At 44.2% G+C, this 16,575-nt stretch carries 12 protein-coding genes; 3 read left to right on the forward strand and 9 right to left on the reverse strand.

Annotated elements, in window-relative coordinates:
* Positions 1-67: 67 nt before the first annotated feature.
* The 3 genes from ACRRSX_RS20755 to prlC all read right to left on the reverse strand — a co-directional run bounded on the left by ACRRSX_RS20755 (position 68) and on the right by prlC (position 4,886).
* Positions 68-1,186 (reverse strand): branched-chain amino acid ABC transporter substrate-binding protein, encoded by a 1,119-nt coding sequence (locus tag ACRRSX_RS20755; protein ID WP_432455705.1) that lies wholly within the window; start codon positions 1,184-1,186, stop codon positions 68-70.
* 498 nt (positions 1,187-1,684) lie between these two features.
* Positions 1,685-2,770, reverse strand: a complete 1,086-nt coding sequence (locus ACRRSX_RS20760; RefSeq protein ID WP_432455704.1) for a mechanosensitive ion channel family protein — start codon at positions 2,768-2,770, stop codon at positions 1,685-1,687.
* A gap of 82 nt (positions 2,771-2,852) precedes the next feature.
* The gene (prlC, locus tag ACRRSX_RS20765; protein WP_432455703.1) at positions 2,853-4,886 is read right to left on the reverse strand and encodes an oligopeptidase A; all 2,034 of its coding nucleotides are present in this window, start codon (positions 4,884-4,886) and stop codon (positions 2,853-2,855) included.
* Between the two features lie 185 nt (positions 4,887-5,071).
* Here prlC and ACRRSX_RS20770 point away from each other — a divergent pair, with 185 nt between their 5' ends.
* Together ACRRSX_RS20770 and gorA are read left to right on the forward strand one after the other, a co-directional pair.
* Positions 5,072-7,087 carry an ATP-binding protein gene (locus ACRRSX_RS20770; RefSeq protein ID WP_432455702.1) on the forward strand — a complete coding sequence of 672 codons (2,016 nt, stop codon included), beginning with the start codon at positions 5,072-5,074 and terminating at the stop codon, positions 7,085-7,087.
* 60 nt (positions 7,088-7,147) lie between these two features.
* On the forward strand, positions 7,148-8,494 hold the full coding sequence (gorA, locus tag ACRRSX_RS20775) for a glutathione-disulfide reductase (RefSeq protein ID WP_432455701.1): 1,347 nt from the start codon (positions 7,148-7,150) through the stop codon (positions 8,492-8,494).
* Between the two features lie 549 nt (positions 8,495-9,043).
* On the opposite strand, the gene trpS is transcribed toward gorA, so the two are convergent.
* The 3 genes from trpS to ACRRSX_RS20790 all read right to left on the reverse strand — a co-directional run bounded on the left by trpS (position 9,044) and on the right by ACRRSX_RS20790 (position 13,224).
* The gene (gene trpS / locus ACRRSX_RS20780) at positions 9,044-10,066 is read right to left on the reverse strand and encodes a tryptophan--tRNA ligase (protein ID WP_432454821.1); all 1,023 of its coding nucleotides are present in this window, start codon (positions 10,064-10,066) and stop codon (positions 9,044-9,046) included.
* Positions 10,067-11,081: 1,015 nt separating this feature from the next.
* Positions 11,082-12,218 (reverse strand): M14 family metallopeptidase, encoded by a 1,137-nt coding sequence (locus tag ACRRSX_RS20785; RefSeq protein WP_432455700.1) that lies wholly within the window; start codon positions 12,216-12,218, stop codon positions 11,082-11,084.
* Between the two features lie 280 nt (positions 12,219-12,498).
* On the reverse strand, positions 12,499-13,224 hold the full coding sequence (locus ACRRSX_RS20790) for a hypothetical protein (RefSeq protein WP_432455699.1): 726 nt from the start codon (positions 13,222-13,224) through the stop codon (positions 12,499-12,501).
* Positions 13,225-13,609: 385 nt separating this feature from the next.
* On the opposite strand from ACRRSX_RS20790, the gene ylqF reads away from it, so the two are divergent.
* Complete coding sequence (gene ylqF / locus ACRRSX_RS20795; RefSeq protein ID WP_432455698.1) at positions 13,610-14,542, forward strand: ribosome biogenesis GTPase YlqF; 933 nt, start codon at positions 13,610-13,612, stop codon at positions 14,540-14,542.
* 64 nt (positions 14,543-14,606) lie between these two features.
* Here the strand turns inward: ylqF and ACRRSX_RS20800 are convergent, their stop codons facing one another.
* From ACRRSX_RS20800 to nudE, 3 genes are all read right to left on the reverse strand, one after another.
* Positions 14,607-15,017, reverse strand: coding sequence for a c-type cytochrome (locus ACRRSX_RS20800; RefSeq protein WP_432455697.1), 411 nt, complete (start codon positions 15,015-15,017; stop codon positions 14,607-14,609).
* 136 nt (positions 15,018-15,153) lie between these two features.
* Positions 15,154-15,969 carry a 3'(2'),5'-bisphosphate nucleotidase CysQ gene (gene cysQ, locus ACRRSX_RS20805; RefSeq protein WP_432455696.1) on the reverse strand — a complete coding sequence of 272 codons (816 nt, stop codon included), beginning with the start codon at positions 15,967-15,969 and terminating at the stop codon, positions 15,154-15,156.
* Positions 15,970-15,972: 3 nt separating this feature from the next.
* Positions 15,973-16,536, reverse strand: coding sequence for an ADP compounds hydrolase NudE (gene nudE, locus ACRRSX_RS20810; RefSeq protein WP_432455695.1), 564 nt, complete (start codon positions 16,534-16,536; stop codon positions 15,973-15,975).
* Positions 16,537-16,575: the final 39 nt, after the last annotated feature.

Consider the following 16,575-nt stretch of genomic DNA (forward strand, 5'->3'; position numbering starts at 1 on the left):
TAAGTGTCTTTTAAAACAGAAGAGACCAGCTAGCGCCGATGACACTAGCCGGTCTGATATTCACAAATTACTTAGCGATAGACGATGTGCCGTCGGCATGCCATGTGAATACACCAAAATCGAAACCTTTAAGATCGCCTTTGCTATCCCACTGCAGTGGTCCCATGACCGTGTCAACAGTATTAGCGCGAAGATAAGCCGCCACAGCGTCTGGCTCATCACCCGCACCATTCACACCAGCAACAATAGATTGCATTGCCGCATAAGCAGTCCAAACGAAAGGACCGGTAGGATCTTCTCCTTTCGCCACCAAGGCGTCCACGATTGGTTTGTTGGCCGGTTCTAAGTCATATTTTTTCGGTAAGGTAACTAACAAGCCCTCAGAAGCTGCGCCAGCAATAGCAGAAATATCTTTGTTACCAACGCCTTCAGGCCCCATGAAAGTGGCATCTAGGCCTTTTTCTGAGGACTGACGCAGGATCAAACCAAGTTCTGGGTGGTAACCACCGTAGTAGACAAAATCGACTTTTTCTTTCTTCAGCTTAGCAATCAGCGCTGAGAAATCTTTATCACCCGCAGTCACACCTTCAAAAGCAACCACATTCACACCCGCCGCTTCTAACTCGGTTTTCACTGAGGTGGCGATCCCTTCACCATATTGTTGTTTATCATGGATCACTGCGACTCGTTGTGGTTTAACGCTAGTCGCGATATAACGAGCGGCCGTTGGTCCTTGGTCACTATCGAGACCGATGGTTCGAAAAACCAACTGATAGTCGCGAGTGGTAATGTCTGGGTTAGTCGAAGCGGGCGTAATCATTAATACACCTTCATCTTCATAGACATCTGAAGCAGGTTGAGTCGCGCCAGAACACAAATGACCCACTACATATTTAATGCCGTCGTTAATAATTTTGTTGGCAACCGCCACCGCTTGCTTCGGCTCACATGCGTCATCGTAGACAACAGCTTCAATTTTTTTACCTTTTAAGGCCCCCGCTTGGTTAAGTAAATCAACCGCAACGCCAACACCGGTAAATTGCATATCGCCATATTGTGCCACAGGCCCAGTTACAGGCCCCGCAACCGCTATCTTAATTGTGTCGGCAGCATGCGCTACTGATACCGCGCCAAATAGGGCTAGCGAAACTGCCAAGCCGGAAGCTGATTTTGTCCATTTAGTCATTAGAAACTCCATGTTAGCTTTTTTGTTATCTATTGTGTGTTTGCAGGAGTTCGGCGCATCAACCCTTGGATGCTATTCTCACCCCGTTGGCTGATGTTTTACCCTATACACAAGGCCTTTAACAAGTCGACGTTCCTGTAGCCCCCCTAGCGGCAGAGGATTTGACAACTTATTCAACCACAGCTATCAATTCATCCAGACCACATGCAGATAGTTTTGCTACATAAGCAGTAAAATGAGCTACAAATAGATCTAAATTAAGCATTTTAGTCTTATTTTTTCTAAATATACTGCAAGCCTGCTAAATAACTAATTTTTGAAGAGCTTTATTGGATTTTTACAGCATAAAAATACCGTCAGAGTGTTTATCACCACTAGATTAGGCTATTTTGCCGTTCTGCTTATTGAAGATTTAGGCTAGTAAAAAGAATAACTATGCAGCCGAATGACACATAAATGAATGCAGCTGCATTCATTTATGAAGCAAGATGACTGAATTTACTTTGAATTAAGTGGTTCATTATTCGCAAGGTGCAGGGTTCGCGTAGGAAAAGCAAACTCGGCACCGTTGGCAAGCACAATATCAACCACCTTATTCAACACATCTTGTTTTACCTGATGATAAAAAACCCAATCGGTAGTTTTAGTAAAAGTATAGATAAAAAAGTCGAGAGAAGACGCGTTAAAACTATCGAAGTTCACCATCAAAGTTTGATTGGTATCAATCTCCGGATGTTGACGTAACATCGCTTCGACATCACTCACCACTTTGCCTAGCTTCGCCGCATCAGCATAACGCAAACCGATGGTTTCTTTAATTCGACGATGGCTCATCCGGCTGGGGTTTTCTACCGCGATACTAGAAAATACCGAATTAGGCACATATAAGGGACGCTTATCGAAGGTACGGATCTGCGTCACCCGCCAACCTATTTTTTCAACCGTTCCTTCAATGCTGCGATCTGGTGAGCGGATCCAATCACCGACCTTAAAGGGCCGATCAAAATACACCAACAAGGCCCCAAAAAAGTTAGCGAGTAAATCTTTAGCGGCCATACCGACAATCAAACCGCCCATACCGCCGAAGGCTAGCACCCCGGAAATACTGAAGCCTAGGGTTTGAAAAACGGCTAGCAGCAATATAATAATCACACTGGCACGACACAACTTCGCCACCGCCTGTACCGTCGTTTTATCCTTACCTTTGCTGATCAACTGCTGCTCTGCACAACCCACAAAGCGCATCGCGACCCAAGCCAATAGAAACACCATCATCACTTGGCGCAGCACCGGGATCATCGGCAGTAAGTCCGATCCTAGAGCCTTGGCAAACGCGGTTGCCACTAAAGACAAGCCCACCACCGCGATCATCCAGTTAATCGGCTTCCATAATGAAAACCAAATTGCATCGTCCCACACGGTCTTGGTTTTAGTGGTTAAACGGCTTAAACGTCCCGCAAAAATACGCCAAATAACAAAAGCAACTAAGGTCAGTCCCAACACAACCAATACGTCAAACCACCAATTCGAGGTCGCTAATACGGCTTGTTCGTGTTCTAACCACAGCGCGATATCTTCAAACATAGCTTCATCCAGTTCTAATCTCAGACAAACAAAACGCGGCCTAAGCCGCGTCATAAAACTAACTTAAAACATCAAAATGAGGCTAAGCAGCAATCCCCGAATGACGAAGTAAGGCATCTACCTTAGGTTCTCGCCCTCTAAAGGCCTTAAACAGTTCCATCGGTTGCTGCGAACCACCTTTCTCCAGAATGTTATGCAAGAATTGTAAACCCGTTTCAGCATTGAAAATGCCTTCATCTTCAAATTTTGCAAATGCGTCAGCAGATAAGACCTCGGCCCATTTATAGCTGTAATAACCCGCGCTATAACCACCAGCAAAAATATGGCTAAAGCTATTTTGGAAACGATTGAAACTCGGAGGATTGATCACCGAAACCTGTTGGCGCACTTCATCCAGACGCTGCTGCACACTGCGACCCTCTGCGAGTTCATAATGTAAACGGAAATCAAACAATGAAAATTCGAGTTGGCGCACCATCGTCATCGCCGACTGGAAATTACGTGCCGCTAACATTTTATCTAACATCTGCTGCGGCAAGGGCTCGCCCGTCTCATAATGCCCAGAAATAAAGGCTAAAGCCTCACTCTGCCAACACCAATTTTCCAAAAACTGGCTCGGTAACTCAACCGCATCCCAAGCCACACCATTAATACCCGATACCGCCGCTTCATCCACCTTGGTCAGCATATGGTGAATGCCGTGACCAAACTCATGGAATAAAGTAATCACTTCATCGTGCGTGAATAAGGCTGGTTTATCGCCCACAGGCTTATTAAAGTTACAGGTTAAATAAGCGACTGGCTTAACCAACTGTCCATCTACATCCACTCGGCGGTCGATACAACCATCCATCCAAGCACCGCCACGTTTATGTTCGCGTGCATATAAATCTAAATAGAAAGAACCGCGCAGCGTTCCACTATCATCACTAATGTCAAAAAAACGAACGTCTGGGTGCCAAGTATCAACTCCCTGCCGTTCACTCACTGTCACCTTAAATAGGCGATTCACCACCTCAAACAGACCACTCAATACTCGATTTTCGGGGAAATAAGGGCGTAACTGTTCATCGGAAATAGCGTAGGTATGCTGTTTTAATTTTTCTGAATAGTAGGCTATATCCCAAGCCGCTAACTCATCAACCCCATGATACTGTTTGGCAAAAGCTTGCAACTCGGCTAACTCTCGCTCCGCCTGCGGCTTAGAGCGTGCAGCCAAGTCTTCTAAAAAGCCTAATACCTGCGCTGGAGATTCAGCCATTTTAGTGGCGAGTGACTTATCCGCGTAACTGGCAAAGCCAAGCAGCTGGGCTAACTCATGACGTAGTGCCAATTCTTCATCAATTAGTCCGCTATTATCAAATTTCTGCTCAGTGCTTGCTTGTTCAGAAGCGCGAGTACTAAAGGCTCGATACATTTCTTCACGTAGCGAACGATTGTCGGCGTAAGTCATCACCGGTAAGTAACTCGGGAACTCCAGCGTGAGTAGATAACCCTCTAAATCTTTTGCTGCAGCGGCTTGTTTGGCGGCAGCCAAGGCCGAATCCGGTAGCCCGACTAATTCGCTAGATTCGGTAATATGTTTTTGCCAAGCCAGAGTAGCGTCTAATACATGATTGGAAAATTGTGATGAGAGTTCCGACAAGCGTTTCACTATTTCACCGTAACGCTGTTGCTGCTCAGCCTCCAATCCAATACCAGATAATTCAAAGTCTCGTAGTGCATCTGTAACCGATTTTTGCTGGGCTAAATTATAATCAGCAAACGCTTGGCTGTCGGCTAAGCTTTTATAGGCTTGATAAAGCCCCTTGTGTTGGCCAACAAAGGTGCTGTACTCAGACAGTAGCGGGAGGCAGGACTCATAAGCTTCGCGTAGCTCCTGACTATTGACTACCGAATTACAGTGGCTAACCGGTGACCACAAACGACCTAAGCGGTCATTCACTTCATCGAGAGGCAAAATAAAATTTTGCCAAGTAGGCGTGGCTTCTTTTAACACCGAATCGATCGTCGCTCGGCATTCTTCAATCACTTGCTCTACCGCAGGCTGCACATGCGCTGGCTTAATCTTGCTAAACGGGGGTAATCCGGGTAAATCAAGTAAAGGGTTACTCATAAAAGATCCTTAAAACTGAAGATATATTAGCTATAAATAACATATTTTGGGGTTAATTATTTGTAAATCAACCCACCCTCACGATTTGGACGTTTCACATAGCCTCGATTTAGACTATGATTTCTCAAAGGAATAATATGCTTTCTTGGTTTAACGATACTTAGACCAACAGGACTCGCTTATACATGGATAATAACTCTCAATCCACAGAGACTAGTGATCACGGGCTGTGGAAAAAGTTAGCTTTAAATAAAGGAGCCAACAGCCTTTCCTTGCGCATGTTATCCTACATTCTTATCTGCTCCACCCTGCTTGCTCTGATCATCACCCTGATTCAACTTTATTACGATTACAAGCAAGATGTGAAAGTCATTGAGGAAAGTATCGATCAGATTGAAGTCAGTTTTCTACAACCAATTGCAGCCAGCTTATGGAACCTTGATGAAGAACAAGTCGAGGTACAAATTGAAGGCATTATGAACTTGCCTAACATGCAATATGTATTGGTCAAAGAAATCTTAGGTTCTTCTGAAGTCCCACTATTAGCACGTGGACGTTCAACCAACCAATATGATCTATCTCAGGAATTTGATCTTATTTATCAAGACGAGATGGTTGGAAAGCTGTTTGTCGCCGCCTCTTTGGAACAGGTGTATGAGCGCTTATGGCAAAAAGCGATGCTGATCCTCATTAGCCAAACCGTGAAAACCCTCGTGGTATCCATCGGTATTTTATTCATCATTTATTACGTGATTGTTCGCCACATCAATACCATTGTGGATTACACCCGCAACCTAGACCTAGACAATCTAGGCGCACCACTAAAAATTAATGCTAACGGTAAACAACGCAACGATGAGCTGGGCGAATTGGTCAATACTCTCAACCAAATGACCCGAAAAATTGACCACGAATTTGCCCAAAAATTAAAAGCCACCGAGCAATTAGCTCATGAGCGAGACTTCTCCGCAACCGTCATCAACTCAAGTAATGCGGTGATTGTGACCTTAGACAATCAACTCAACGTATTAACCGTGAACCCTGCTGGTGTGCTACTCACCGGCTTTCATCAAGAAGAACTAATCGGCCAAAACTGGCTGAGTGTATTTGTCGACAACGACCGGCGCGACAAAATTGAAGCCGATCTCCGACAGTTAAGGGTGATCCAAGATCAAGAATTAACGCTCACCGATCAGGTGAACAATCAATATACTTTACTATGGACCTTTGTTCCCTTTTACGAAGGCAATCATGTCTCTCGCATGATCGCCTTTGGCTATGATGTGACTCCACTAAAACGGGTTGAAAAAGAAATAAAAACCCTCAACGATGAGTTGGAACAAAAAGTAAAGTCACGAACCGAGCGTTTAGAGGAGAGTAATCTCCAGCTCGCTAGTGCTTTCGATAAACTTAAAAATGCACAACAATCCTTAGTGGAAGCCGAGAAAATGGCCTCCTTAGGTGGCTTGGTGGCTGGGGTCGCTCACGAGATTAATACCCCAATAGGCATTAGTGTCACTGCCGCATCTTACTTACAAGAGCAAGGCAAACAACTCGAAAAGAACATTGAAACTGGCAAGTTAAGCCGTCGCTATATGGAAGAGCTAATCAGTAACTTACAGCAATCGACTGAGTTATTGCTGAACAATTTACGTCGTGCCTCTGATTTGATTAGTAGCTTCAAGCAAGTTGCCGTCGACCAAAGCTCCGAAGCCTGCTACACCTTTAATCTCAACGAAAATGTCAATCAGGTGATCACCTCTTTAGGCCATAAAATTCGTCGTTCTGGTTGCACGATCAAAGTGGATTGTCCCAACGATTTAGAACTTTATAGCTTCCCAGGCAGCTTTACCCAGATCTACTCAAACTTAATCCTCAACTCCATTAAACATGGCTTTGAGGAATGGGACGGCGAAAAACAAATCAATATTCACATCTACCGGGAAGGTGAACAACTCCATCTCGATTATCAAGACACTGGTCGTGGGGTGGAGAGTAGTATTGTAAATCGTATTTTCGACCCCTTTGTCACGTCTAAACGCGGTCAAGGTGGTAGCGGCTTAGGTACTCACATCGTTTATAATCTCGTGGTGCAGTTACTGAAAGGCCATATTTCCTTCGATAGTAAGGAAAATGAAGGGGTTAAGTTCTTCATTCGTTTGCCTTATCAATCGCAAAAACAGGTCACAAAAGCTGATTAACATCTGATACAGCTACAGGCTATACTGCTGCAACATATCTGTCCTACACGGAGTTTCTCAATGAAAGAATATGATTACCTATGCATTGGCGCAGGCAGCGGCGGTATTGCCTCAGCCAATCGCGCCTCAATGTACGGCCAAAAAGTGGCGCTGATTGAAGCTCGTCATGTAGGTGGTACTTGCGTGAACGTAGGTTGTGTCCCTAAAAAAGCCATGTGGTTTGGTGCCCAAGTCGCGGAAGCTATTCATCGCTATGCACCTGATTACGGCTTTGATTTACAAGTGAATCAATTTGATTGGGCAACCTTAGTTGCCAGCAGAGAAGCCTACATCAAACGAATTCATGGTTCCTATGACCGCGTATTGGGTAACAATGGGGTCACACTTATCAATGGCTTTGCAAAGTTTGTAGATGCGAATACCGTGGAAGTGAATGGCGAACAAATCCGTGCCAAACACATTCTCATCGCCACTGGCGGTCGTCCTTCAATCCCCGCAATCCCTGGCGCCGAACTCGGCATCGATTCCGATGGATTTTTTGCTTTAACAGAGCAACCTAAACGAGTCTTGGTACTCGGAGCAGGTTACATCGCGGTTGAATTGGCAGGTGTTTTACACTCACTGGGTAGCGACACTCATTTAGCGGTGCGTAAGCACGCGCCCTTACGTAACTTTGACCCAATGCTTAGTGAAACGCTGGTCGAAATCATGGCGGAGGACGGCCCAACGCTGCACACCCATAGCGTACCACAATCCATCGAAAAACAAGCTGATGGCAGCTTGAATGTTAAATTTGAGAATGGCAACAACATCGAAGTGGATTGCGTTATATGGGCGATTGGCCGTGAACCCGCCACCGATAATATCAACCTAGCCGCGGCTGGCGTTGAAGTTGATCAACGCGGTTACATTCAGGTCGATGACTACTCAAATACCACCGCAGCGGGCGTCTACGCTGTCGGCGATAATATCGGTAAGGTAGAACTCACCCCAGTTGCCGTCAAAGCCGGACGTTTGCTCTCGGAACGTTTATTTAACGGAAAAACTGAAGCTAAAATGGATTATCAACTAATCCCTACTGTGGTCTTTAGTCACCCAGCCATCGGCACTTTGGGTTTAACCGAACCTGAAGCGATTGCTGAATACGGTGCGGATAATGTCAAAGTCTACAACTCAAGCTTTGCCGCGATGTACACAGCGGTCACTCAGCATCGTCAAATGACCAAGATGAAACTGATTTGTGCCGGTGAAGAACAAAAAGTGGTTGGTCTGCATGGGATAGGTCTAGGCATGGACGAAATTTTACAAGGATTTGGTGTTGCCATGAAGATGGGCGCAACCAAAGCCGACTTTGATGCCTGTGTCGCGATCCACCCCACCAGCGCAGAAGAATTTGTTACTATGTAGATCAGGGTCTGGAAACAGTACCCTGTAGAATTGACGATTCTGGAAAACCTACTAATACTTAGACCTATAGAAATATCTATTGGTTTGGGGCTAGTATGGTTTTCGTCGTTAATTCTTTTGATTTTGAAATTCCCAACTGTAGTGGCATAGTGAATTTGGCCACCTGATTAAAGGTGGTTGCCCATCGTGAAGCAAATGGAAATTAACCTTGGTTAAAAGTAAATTTGAATAGCCTGATATACTTTTACCAATCCACAAAAATCAAGAAAAATAAAAAGTAATGCAACGTACGACGCCTCCCCAGCACAAACTAAAACATGACTACCTTTAAAATACACCTCGCCAGTATGATATCGAATGCATTTCGCAAGTTGCGAAACGCACCTTGCGTAATTGTCATTTCTTTAAATTTTCAGTGTCTTACAGTAAAAGTTTATGCAAATCACAAGCTGGCTTTTGCTGCTGTATATAACTCTAAATCACGAAAAACGTCGCCGGCTACAAAGTAGAGAAAACCAACCTTTACATCGTTACTCATTACGCCTGTGACTAAAATAGATTTAGGCCAAATATGTCTTTGATATCAAAGAGCACTTTATCTGTCTTTTCTCGAGAAAGCTGACTTCCAGCCTTCAAAATGTCGATTAGTTGTGCCTTGTCATTTAAATACATAGCTCTTCTCTCTCGAATGGGCCGGAGCATTTCTTGTAAGCATTCTTCTAATATTCGTTTCGTCACGCCGTCACCCAGTCCCCCTCGTTGATAGTGTTGCTTTAATTGTTGGACATAGCTTTCATCTGGATGAAAAGCATCTAAATAAGTAAACACCACATTCCCCTCTATCTTGCCGGGGTCTTCAACCCTTACATGGTGAGGGTCGGTATACATAGACTTAACCGCTGCAGTGATTTCCTTTTCACTAGCTCCTAGATTAATAGTGTTCCCCATAGATTTAGACATCTTATTTTTTCCATCGGTGCTAGGTAAGCGTGGCGCTTTACTTAACAATGGTTGACATTCATTGAGAACATTGCGCCCGGCTAACGCGTTTATCTTCCGCACGATTTCATTAGTTTGTTCAAGCATTGGTAATTGGTCGTCACCAACGGGGACTAATGTTGCGTTAAACCCAGTGATATCCGCGGCTTGAGAGATGGGGTAAGTTAAAAATCCTGCAGGGATGGAGCGCTCAAATCCTTTGTTTTGAATTTCACTTTTAACTGTGGGATTACGCTCTAGTCGACTAATAGTAACTAGGTTGCTGTAATACATAGTGAGCTCGGCAAGCGCTGGTAATTGTGACTGCAGACATATGGTTGTTGCTGATGGGTCTATCCCTACAGCGAGGTAATCCGCCACCACATTTAGAATATTCGATGACACTTTTTGAGGGTGAAGGGCATTGTCTGTCAGGCCTTGCATATCAGCAACAAGAATGGTTTGTTCATGGTGAGCTTGTAAAGCGACACGCTGCTTTAAAGAACCAACGTAATGGCCTAGGTGTAATGGGCCCGTCGCTCTATCACCGGTTAAAATAACCTCTGATTTATCAGTTTTCGGTTGTGTATTCATTGGTATATCTCCTCGTCAAATAAATTGGCCACTGGAGATACAAAAGAGATGACAATCTTAGCTACCTACCAGCAGCATAAGAATGTAAGAATTCTGTGCCGCTCTAATGAGAGCGCCACCAAAGAATGGATAATGTAGGCATTGAAATATTATTCATAACGAGAATCTAGCAATAATCGAGTTAGGAGACAAGCGTTTGAGTGCTCCCCTAGCATATGCTGTAGGCAACTAGTTAGCTTTACTCTTGTTAGTATGTCGACATTTAAGATTGTAAAGCATTTCAGGGCCACTTCGAGCAAGAAGAAAGATTTCAATAAATTTCGTCTACCCTTCCTGCGCAAAAAAAACGTTGTCCTCTGGAAAATTCTTTCCTGAATCTTGCATCTCAACAAAATTTTTGTGATTTTTGCTATATTTCTGGAAAAGCCTTAGAAGCCTCGTCTACTCTAGCTTTACAGAACTTTTCCAGAATTTAAACTACAGAGTAAACATGTACTATGTAAATTCAAGGGACTAAAACACCGATTAGCCTTTGATTCGAAGACCCTTCAACGAATCAAGGCTAATCTGGCTTGTATCGTCAAGTCGCGCACCTTTATAGAACCTTAGTGAGTGACTCTGATATCTTAGCTCAAAGATAAAACATCAAGTTTCGCTAAATCACTGAGACAGCTCCTCTGCACGACTTCCATGTCGTCGGCTCTTGATTGATTCATGATTGCGCTCACTTTACCGACGAGACTTCGCTCGGAAGCGGATGAAAAGCGGCCAACGGCTACCTGTAACGTGTGAATCACAACATACTAAAAGTGGCGAAATGCCCCCTTAAACAATGGCGATCATCGACTAGGAGGATGATTCCAATAACCGAACACATCAAATAAAAAAATCTAACCGATAGACTAAAAAAGAAAAAGCAAGTCTAGCGACTTCTCTTGTAGCTACAACGAATCAGGAGGAGGAGGTCATCCATCATAACCTCCTTTTTGTATGCTCAAAATTAAGCGCTAAATAGCTAAATAAGACACGACAAACGCGCTAAGCTCTGCTTAATTGGAAACAACACATCTGCGCCCAATTGCATTGCCCGCTCCGGTGACCAGCCGTAATCCTCATCAGGCAAATCAGCGTTATCTTTAAATGGCATTTCGATGGTATAAGACAATGTCTTAAACTGTTCGCCCAACCATGCGGCGCCAATCTTTAAGTTAGCCTCTCCCGGCTTGTTCTTGGCATAACCATGTTGATCTTGGAAGTCTGGTGAAATCGCCATATACGCTTGCTTAAAGGTTTCTTCTAGCAACTGATGCCGCGCATCATATGAAGGGACCCCTTCACACCCTGCCACAAAATTGTAAGGCACAGATTCATCTCCATGAATATCAAGAAACAGATCGCCCCCCAATTCCAACATCTTTTGTCTTGCTAAAAACACCTCTGGGCTATGTTCCATGCTTGGATTTTGCCATTCACGGTTCAAATTTATACCAGCGGCATTAGTACGCAAATGACCTCGCACTGAACCATCTGGATTCATATTCGGCAAGACATAGAATACGGTTTCTTCCAATAGCTTTTTAGCCAAGGGATTATCTTCGTCCAATAACGTGGCGAGCATCCCCTCAACAAACCATTCTGCCATGGTCTCACCTGGGTGCTGCCTCGCCATCACCCAAACTTTGTGCTTGGCCTGCTCGGCATCACCAATTTGCAATAAACTCATATCCCGACCATCCAAGGTTTGCCCTAGGGTACTAAGTCTCACCCGAGGATCTTGTTGTATGGTTTGCAATAGATCCAGATGGCGCTCGTAGCTATAAGGTGCAAAATAAGCGAAATAGACACTCGATTGCTCAAGCGCCAAAGAAAATTTTAATTGCTCACCATCATAATCGGTATCGATGCGAAACCATTGTTGGCGATCATAAGATGCGACGACCTGATAACCTTGCCAACCCTGTGGATAAGCCGACTGACTGGCGTTGATAATATGGAATTGATAAGACTGCGCTTGCTCAGCTTCAAAACGAAAATGAAACCACTGAAAAAACTCAGATTGGTTGTCATGTTTGATTTCAAGTTGGATATCTTGCGGATCTTGTAAAGCGATAACTCGAATGTTACCACTATCAAAATTATCAGTAATGTACATCTCTACACCTTCATGCTGAATAGGGTCCTAGGAGTTGCCCAGTATAACTGGCAATGCCTAGAGGCTGTTTATCTTTTGAGATTATTTTTACAAGGAACCGTCATTTTTTATATCAGGAACAGCACTATGGCATCACCTGACGAGAATAACTAAAAGGCTCGTCTAGGGTCTTTTGATTTTCATCACCAAGAATAGATCAGCAATGATGCCAAATATATTTAATACCAGTCCTTTTGACGAAACCATATGAGTTAGTAGCCTTCTGAACAAAGGCCACAGATTAGCGGCTGAGGTCTTTATTTTTGGTAGCGTCCATCTCCTGAACTTCGATCCTAAAGTAGCGAATATCCAATTGTTTCGCATAAGACATGCTGCCATCAAGCGTGACCAACTGTCCCTGAGATACCACTCGCTGATTAAAGTCGATCCCCTGTCGAAACACTTCTTCACCGCCTTGGTCAATAAATATCATCACCAAGGCTTGCTCAATCGGCCCTTCAACCAACAACTGGTAACTCACGCCAATCTGTTTCCCTTGGTTTTCCGACTCAACAAAAAAAGCCGAACGAACATGTTGTTGATCGATGGCGATCAAACTATCAAAGGCAAATACACGTAATTCGGGGTGATTCTCTTTATTTAGTTCGAAGTTATACTTTCGTTCTAATTGTAAAGCTTGGTTCAATTTCAAGTTTTTCTGTTCAACCACATTAAAATCACTTAACAAGCCTTCATAATCGTGTCTCAAATCATGGTAAGTCGGTAATAGAGCGACTAAATAAAATACCGACGCAAAACTAATGACCACCAGCGCGGCACTAATCCAACGATACTTTCTAACATGTCGATAGGCTTTCTTATAATGTTGATGGCGCGCCTTATGGTGCTCATATCGAACTTGCAGACTCACCTCTGAACGGTGACTGTGTTGCTTTGGAGAATGAAAATCGACACTATCAGCAGCGTGAATAATCTCAGCCTGCTGTTTTAGCTCATTGGTAGACATGATCTCTTCCCTAAGATTGCCTAAAAGTGGCTTATGAATACTAACAAATATTGTTAGCCTTAATTTATATCTCAAAAATAACGGCGAGATACGGATCCTGATTAATTTTAACACTTAAAATTAACAAGCTAAACACTCCCGCTAGGGCAACCACCAGAGCATTCAGCCTCAAAGTAATTGATACCAGAAAGCGCCCCTTTAACATAGCAGTTAAAATAAGAATTATCAGTAATAAACCTACATCCGTGACAACTGCTTACATTTGCTCTTGATTTTCTTTTATCCTTTCGCCACATGTTGGTACAGCTATCGGCACAAAGCACTACACTTTATAGCTTGAGTGAGTACAATGAGCGCCAAATTGATGAAATGGTAAGGGGATAGGATGGCAATTCAATGGTATCCAGGGCATATGCACAAAGCCCAGAAACAAATCAAAGAAGTGATGCCAAATATCGATTTGATCATCGAAGTATTGGATGCTCGGATCCCCTATAGCAGTGAGAACCCGTTGGTTGCCACCCTACGTGGTGATAAACCCTGTATCAAAGTGTTAAACAAGAGTGATTTAGCCGATCCCGAGATCACCCGCCAATGGCAGCAATACTTTGAACAAGAGCAAGGGGTGAAAGCGATTCCCTTGTGTACTATTCAGGGGAATCAGACGCAAGAATTACTAAGCTTATGTCGTAGTATGTTACCCAATAAAGGGGGCGTTGATAAGCCAATCCATACTATGATTTGTGGGATCCCTAATGTCGGTAAATCGACTTTAATTAACGCCTTAGCGGGACGAACCATCGCTAAAACCGGCAACGAACCTGCGGTAACCAAGGCTCAACAAAGGATCCGTCTAGAGGGCAACATCATCCTCTCAGATACGCCAGGGATCCTTTGGCCAAAGTTCGACAATGTCGCCAGCGGCTACCGCTTGGCAACAACCGGAGCGGTCAAAGATACAGCCATGGATTATGATGATGTCGCAGCCTTTGCTTGCGAATATCTATTAGAAGCCTATCCCGAACAGTTAAAAGCCCGTTATAAACTTGAAGATTTACCTGAGTCAGAAATTGTCTTGATGGAAGAGATTGGTCGCCGCCGAGGCTGTTTGGTTCGTGGTGGTCAGGTCGACTACGTGAAGGTTGCCACCATCATTCTTAACGAACTACGCGATGCAACTATCGGTCGAATTAGCTTGGAAACGCCAGCGATGGTGGCAGTTGAAAAAGTTGAAACGGCCAAGCTAGTCGCCGAAAAAGAAGAAAAAAAGAAAATGATTGCCGAACTACAAAAGAAAAAACGCCGTAAACGACGCTAATTATTCTGGCAATAAAAAACCACCCACCGTTCACGGTGGTTTTTTATTGCTTAACAGGCTGGCCTTATTGGGTTAAATAGGCAATCGCGTCTTTAATTTCATCTTCACTACAATCACCACAAGTGCCCTTGGCTGGCATCACACCATTAAACCCGTTCCAAGCGTGGTTAAATAAGGTCTCGTTACCTTGAGCAATACGAGGCTCCCAAGCGGCTGCATCACCTTTTTTAGGTGCTCCGGCAACACCAGTGCTATGACAAGCCGTACAATAAGTATTAAAAACAGTTGCCCCATCTCGAGGACCGCTTGCGGCAGCAGGGGCTTTAGTCACGGCAAGTTCGCCATCTAAATAAACGGAGCCGACAGGTTTAATCCGCTCGATTATCGCTTCATCAGACATATCAGCCGCAAACGCACTGGGTAATATGCTTAAGCACAGTGATACCAGCAATGTTTTCCAATTCAAAAGCTTCACCTTTATCTCTCCTCATTGTGCCTACTGTCTGCAGTATTAGGCATCCTTGTCATTATTGGCAAAATTATACCCGCTATTCCCCTGAGGTTAAACCATTGTAAAAACGAATATAAGAACTATGTATCTTAGATGTTACTTAGCTGGGGTTTTTCAGAATATCTCGCCACGGCAGTTGTCGGTCACCCAAAGAAATAAAATTAGGATTCTCTAAGGATTCGCGCTGGTTATAGCTTAGGTCGCGTAAATGTAAATCCAACAATCCGCCACCCGCTTCTTCTAAGATGATCTGCGGCGCGCCAGTATCCCATTCGCCAGTTGGGCCGACTCGAATATAACAATCAGCAACGCCCTCGGCGACCAAGCAACTTTTTAAGCTAGCGCTACCTAAAGGATAAAGTTTGTAATGATAGTTACAATTTAAAATCGCTTGCAATAAAGCAGGGCGCTGCACTCGACTGGTGGCAACCCGGATTTGCTCGGGCGGACTATCGTAATGACGACTACGAATTTTGGTTCGTTTACCCGCCTGCTCTTTAAACGCACCATGCCCCTTGACTGCTGCATACAATATTTGCACGATAGGTCCATAAACCACCCCCAATACCGGTTGGTTATCGTGGATCAAGGCAATTTCGGTAGCAAAGTCACCACTCCCAGAAACAAACTCCTGAGTACCATCTAAAGGGTCGACTAGCCAATAAGTTTGCCAAGTTTGACGCTCTTCTAGAGGAATATTCGCCTGTTCTTCAGACAAAATGGGGATTTCTGGAGTTAAGCTGGAAAGCTTATTCATAATAAAATGATGGGCTGCGTAATCAGCTGAGGTCACGGGTGTTTTATCTTGTTTCACCTCGCTGACATAATCACCTTTCTCATAAATGCTACGGATTAACTCACCAGCACCACGTGCAATTTCAATCACTTCTGATAACACACTGACAGGCTCAAACATCCTCTAGCAATCCACCTTATTTTTCTTCAACCATTTTTCTAATAACAACAATGATGCAACACTACGCGCTTCAGAAAAGTCTTCACGGCTATATACACTGTCTAAGTCTTGCAAAGAAACTTTAATCATGTGCAACGGTTCTGGTTCATCGCCAGGTAAAATACTCGGACGAAGCCCCTGTGCCACATAAACCGACATATGACTGGAGAAATAACTCGGCGCCACCGAGAGTTCGGTAAGCAGCTGAAATTCACTCGCTATCAGGCCAATTTCTTCTTGTAACTCTCGATTGGCGGCAACCAGTGCGGTCTCTCCTGGATCGATCAAGCCTTTTACAAAGCCTAGCTCATAACGCTCTGTTCCGGCGGCGTATTCACTCACCAATAACAGCTCACCTTGCTCAGTGATAGGCAGTACCATGACCGCGCCGCGCCCCGAGCCAACCAAGCGCTCATAGGTCCGGTGTTCGCCATTACTAAACTCAAGGTGTAATTCTTCAATTTTGAAATAACGACTTTCAGCAGTGATGGCACTGTCTACTAATCGGGGCGGATGATGCTTACTCATCGCGGTTCCTGCTATCATTGACGTAGTATCATTGTTACA

Origin of the sequence: Agarivorans sp. QJM3NY_30 (assembly GCF_050870855.2) — a bacterium.
Taxonomy (GTDB): domain Bacteria; phylum Pseudomonadota; class Gammaproteobacteria; order Enterobacterales; family Celerinatantimonadaceae; genus Agarivorans.

Coding starts and splice junctions, on each gene's coding strand:
- ACRRSX_RS20755 (WP_432455705.1), bottom strand. CDS start 1,186: ATGACTAAATGGACAAAATCAGCTTCCGGCTTGGCAGTTTCGCTAGCC.
- ACRRSX_RS20760 (WP_432455704.1), bottom strand. CDS start 2,770: ATGTTTGAAGATATCGCGCTGTGGTTAGAACACGAACAAGCCGTATTA.
- prlC (WP_432455703.1), bottom strand. CDS start 4,886: ATGAGTAACCCTTTACTTGATTTACCCGGATTACCCCCGTTTAGCAAG.
- ACRRSX_RS20770 (WP_432455702.1), top strand. CDS start 5,072: ATGGATAATAACTCTCAATCCACAGAGACTAGTGATCACGGGCTGTGG.
- gorA (WP_432455701.1), top strand. CDS start 7,148: ATGAAAGAATATGATTACCTATGCATTGGCGCAGGCAGCGGCGGTATT.
- trpS (WP_432454821.1), bottom strand. CDS start 10,066: ATGAATACACAACCGAAAACTGATAAATCAGAGGTTATTTTAACCGGT.
- ACRRSX_RS20785 (WP_432455700.1), bottom strand. CDS start 12,218: ATGTACATTACTGATAATTTTGATAGTGGTAACATTCGAGTTATCGCT.
- ACRRSX_RS20790 (WP_432455699.1), bottom strand. CDS start 13,224: ATGTCTACCAATGAGCTAAAACAGCAGGCTGAGATTATTCACGCTGCT.
- ylqF (WP_432455698.1), top strand. CDS start 13,610: ATGGCAATTCAATGGTATCCAGGGCATATGCACAAAGCCCAGAAACAA.
- cysQ (WP_432455696.1), bottom strand. CDS start 15,969: ATGTTTGAGCCTGTCAGTGTGTTATCAGAAGTGATTGAAATTGCACGT.
- nudE (WP_432455695.1), bottom strand. CDS start 16,536: ATGAGTAAGCATCATCCGCCCCGATTAGTAGACAGTGCCATCACTGCT.